The organism is Streptomyces sp. NPDC007162, assembly GCF_040634175.1.
Taxonomy (GTDB): domain Bacteria; phylum Actinomycetota; class Actinomycetes; order Streptomycetales; family Streptomycetaceae; genus Streptomyces.
On record NZ_JBEYFC010000708.1, the window covers coordinates 1 to 3748 of the forward strand.

General features: G+C 71.3%; 2 protein-coding genes and 1 pseudogene. All 3 read right to left on the minus strand.

The window, feature by feature from the left end; translation table 11 throughout:
* Positions 1-612, minus strand: a pseudogene (locus ABZ646_RS42485) (carbohydrate-binding protein); the annotation flags it as partial.
* Positions 613-643: 31 nt separating this feature from the next.
* A complete protein-coding gene (locus ABZ646_RS42490; protein ID WP_360531937.1) occupies positions 644-1834 on the minus strand; it encodes an ROK family protein in 1191 nt (396 codons plus the stop codon).
* 202 nt (positions 1835-2036) lie between these two features.
* Positions 2037-3707: a M4 family metallopeptidase gene (locus tag ABZ646_RS42495; RefSeq protein ID WP_360531940.1), complete on the minus strand. Its 1671-nt coding sequence runs from the start codon at positions 3705-3707 to the stop codon at positions 2037-2039.
* Positions 3708-3748: the final 41 nt, after the last annotated feature.

Below are 3748 nucleotides of genomic sequence, written 5' to 3' on the forward strand. Positions count from 1 at the left end.
GAACAGGTGGTCGTCGTACTCCGTGACCGTCTTCCCGGGCCAGTGCTTGTACGAGCTGTCCCAGCCGTTGGTGGTGCGCAGGTCGTCGTAGACGATGTCGGCGGTGGTGCAGCCCGCCGCGTTCCAGATGGGGGTCTTGCCGTCGCCGTACGCGCCCTTCTCCAGGCCGGCCGGGAGGTAGATGCCGGCCTTGAGGCCCTTGGCGTGGATGTGGTCGGCGACGGACTTCATCCCGCTGGGGAAACGGGCCGGGTCGGCCTTCTGGCGGCCGTACTGGTCGTAGCCCTGCTTCCAGTTCCAGTCCATCCACCAGCCGGCGTCGATGTTGACGTGGTCGTAGCCGTACTTCTTCAGCTTGCTCGCGAGGGCGTCGGTCTGTTTGAGGACGTTCTCCTCGGTCAGGTAGCTGTAGTCGCCGTTGTCGTTGAGGCCCGGGTACTTGGACGACTGCATGCTCCAACTCGACCAGCCCATGTAGGGCTTGGCGGCGATCGGGGCGGGGGTCTGGGCCTCGGCGGCGGGCACCGCGGACCCGAGGGCCGCGGTCAGTGCCAGTACGAGGACGGTTCTCAGCCCGCGTGCGGGCAGGACGGAACGTGAAGGTGACCGCATGGGCCCTCCTGGGTTCGGGGTCTCGGGCGGCTCAGCCCTTGCCCGGGGTGGTGGGAGAAGAGGTGATGAAGGACTGGATCGCGGCGGCCGCGGCCCCGCGGGCCCACTCCTCGAAGGCGAGTGGGCGGGTCTGTACGTCGCACCGCGCGGCGGAGCCGAAGGCCGCCGCTGTGAACGAGTCGAGGATCTGCTCGGCGAAGAGGTCGTAGGCGGCGAGGCCCTCGCCGGAGATGATCACGCGTTCGGGGCCGAAGAGGTTGGCCACGGTCGCGATGCCCCGGCCGATGGCCTCACCGGCCGCGGAGAACACCTCCCGGGCTCCGGGGACCCCTTCGTGGGCGAGGGCCGCCGCCTCGCCGGAGTCGGCGACCTGGCGCCCCGTCACCTCGCGCATGCGGGTGACGATCGCGGCGCCCCCGGCTATCGCCTCGACACAGCCGCGGTTGCCGCAGTGGCAGAGCGGCCCGGCCGGGTCGATGGCCACGTGCCCGATCTCCCCCGCCACCCCGTGGGCGCCCGCGACCACCCGGCCGTGGACCACCAGCCCGCAGCCGATGCCGGCGCCGACGGTGACCACGGCGAAGTCCGACAGCCCGACACCGGCGCCGAACCACTGCTCGGCGACGGTCAGGGCGCGTACGTCGTTGTCGACGACGACCGGCAACCCGGTGGTCATCGCGGCGAGTTCGGCGAGGGGGACCTCGCGCCAGTCGAGGAAGGGCGAGTAACGCACGACCCCTTCGGCACGGTCCACGTCGCCGGAGACCGCGATGCCGAGGCCGAGGACGGGGGCGCCGAAGTCGGCGGCCTCGGTGCGCAGTTCGTGGGTCAGCTCGGCGACGGAGGTCAGCACGGCCTTGGCGGCGCGGTCGGTGACGGGCAGCCGGCGGGCCAGCCGGATCCGGCAGCACAGGTCGGTGAGGACCGCGATCACCTCGTCCCCGGTCACCTTGACGCCGATGAACAGCGCGCGTCCACCGTCCACCCGCACCAGGTTGGCGGGGCGCCCGAGCGCGGGCGGGGCGTCGCCGTCGGCGTCCTCCGCCAGGTAACCGGCCGCCAGCAACGGCCGGACGGCCTTGGTCACGGCCGCCGCCGACAGGCCGGCCCGGCGGGCCGCCTCCAGCCTGGTGAGCGGGCCGTGGGAGAGGACCGTGGTGAAGATCTGCGAGACGGCCGGCGTATGGGCCGGGAACGTCTCGGCACGGGTGGTGGAGCGCATGGCCGGGAACTTAGGTGGGTTATTTTCCGCTGTCAATAAAAGAAACAGGAATCACCTGAAGGTTGACTGTGAGGCTCCAGTGGCCTTCAAATGGCGGGTGCGCCGGGCGAGTTGGCTCATGCTTCCACTGAGAGCCGGTTCCGGTCGATCCGGGTGCCCGGCCCCCCGACAGGGCACCCGGACCAGCGGTGCGGCGCGTCCGTCAGCGGCGGGCGGCCGGCGTGTTGGCGGCGGTCACGTCGACGGCGGCCCAGGCCTGGTCGACCGTGCGGTACTCGACGCTACTCGCGCCGTAGAGATCCTTGGCCGCCTGCAGCGTCGCCACCCGTGCGTCGTGGAAGTCGGTCGAGGAGACCATGTACCGGGTGAGGGCGCGGTAGAAGACCGCCGTGGCCTTGGTGCGGCCGATGCCCTTGACCGTGGAGCCGTCGTAGGTGGGCGAGTCGTAGGTGGTGGCGCCGATGGTCTTGCGGCCGCTGCCCTCGGCGAGCAGGTAGAAGGCGTGCGAGGAGACGCCGGAGCCGGCGTGCACCTCGGCGTCGGCCACCTGGGGCGACCAGTAGTCGACGGTGCCTTCGAGTCGGTCGAGGGAGGGGTGGTCGAGGCGGCGCAGGAACTTCTGCGCCAGGCCCAGTTTCTCACCGAGGAGGTAGTTCGGCGGGTTCTTCGGGTTGTTCGCGAAGAACTCCACGCCCGAGCCGAAGATGTCGGCCAGCGACTCGTTGAGCGAGCCGGCCTCGCCGTACTGGTTGCCGTCCGCGTCGACGCGGGTCGGTTCCAGCTTCGCGGTGGCGTCCACCACGCCGTGGGTGAGTTCGTGGCCGGTGACGTCCAGGACGACCAGTGGCTTCTTTATCTCGTCGCCGTCCCCGTCGCCGTAGAGCATGCAGCCGCAGGTCGAGTCCCAGAAGGCGTTGCCGACCTTGTCGCCCCAGTGGACCATGGCACGGGCGGGCTTGGAGTTGTTCGCTATGCCCTTGCGGCCGAACGACTTCCGGTAGAAGTCCAGGGTCTCGGTGATGCCGTACTGGGCGTCGGCGGCGGCGCTGCCCCGGCTGGCGGTGGTGCCGTCGCCCCAGCTGTCGTTCGTGCTGGTGAACTTGGTGCCCTGGCCGAAGCTCTCGGTCTCCTTGCCCCTGGCGTCCCGGGTCTCGGTGCCGTACCGGGTCGGGTCCTTGAGCAGGAAGCTCTTGCGGGCGGTCTGGGTGGTGGTGAGCGCGACCTTGCCCACGAAGAGGGACCGGCCGGTGCCGTGCGCGGTCGCCGGGTAGTGGGGCGCCGCGACCACGGCCGCGCCGGTGAAGGCGTTCGGCCGGGTGCCGGTGGCCGGGGCGAGGGTCTGGCCACGCCGGCGCAGGGCCTCCAGCACCTTGGGCGACAGGAACTCGTCGTTGTCCGGGGTGTTGCTGCGCACCCTGCCGGTGAGCGCGTCGACGACGACCGTGGCCGGGCCGTTCGCGCCGTCGACCGCCACCTGGTAGGCGAGCGCCCGGGCGCCGTCGCGGGCGTCGACCACGAGCGCGGCGGTACCGGCCTCACCGTCGGCGGCTGCGGACGCCTTCTCCTCGGCCTGCCGGGCGGTCAGCTTCGCCTCGGTGATGGCCGGTTCCACGGTGTGGTCGGCCGCACGGGTGACGCCGGTGTAGGCCAATTGACGGGAAAGATGGACGACGAGGTCACCGCCGAGCACCGGCATGCCCAGGTGGGTCCGGACGAAGCGGACGTGGCGGGCCCCCTCGGGGTCGATCATCACGTCCTGGGCCCGGAGTTCGTCGCCCGTGCCGACACCGGTCGCCTTCGCGTGGGCGAAGGCCGCGGCGCGGGCCGCCGCCACCACCTTGGACTGGGCGTCCTTGAGACCGCCCTCGGCGATGGTGGCCTTGACCTGCTTCTGCTGGTAGGGCGGCAGGTACT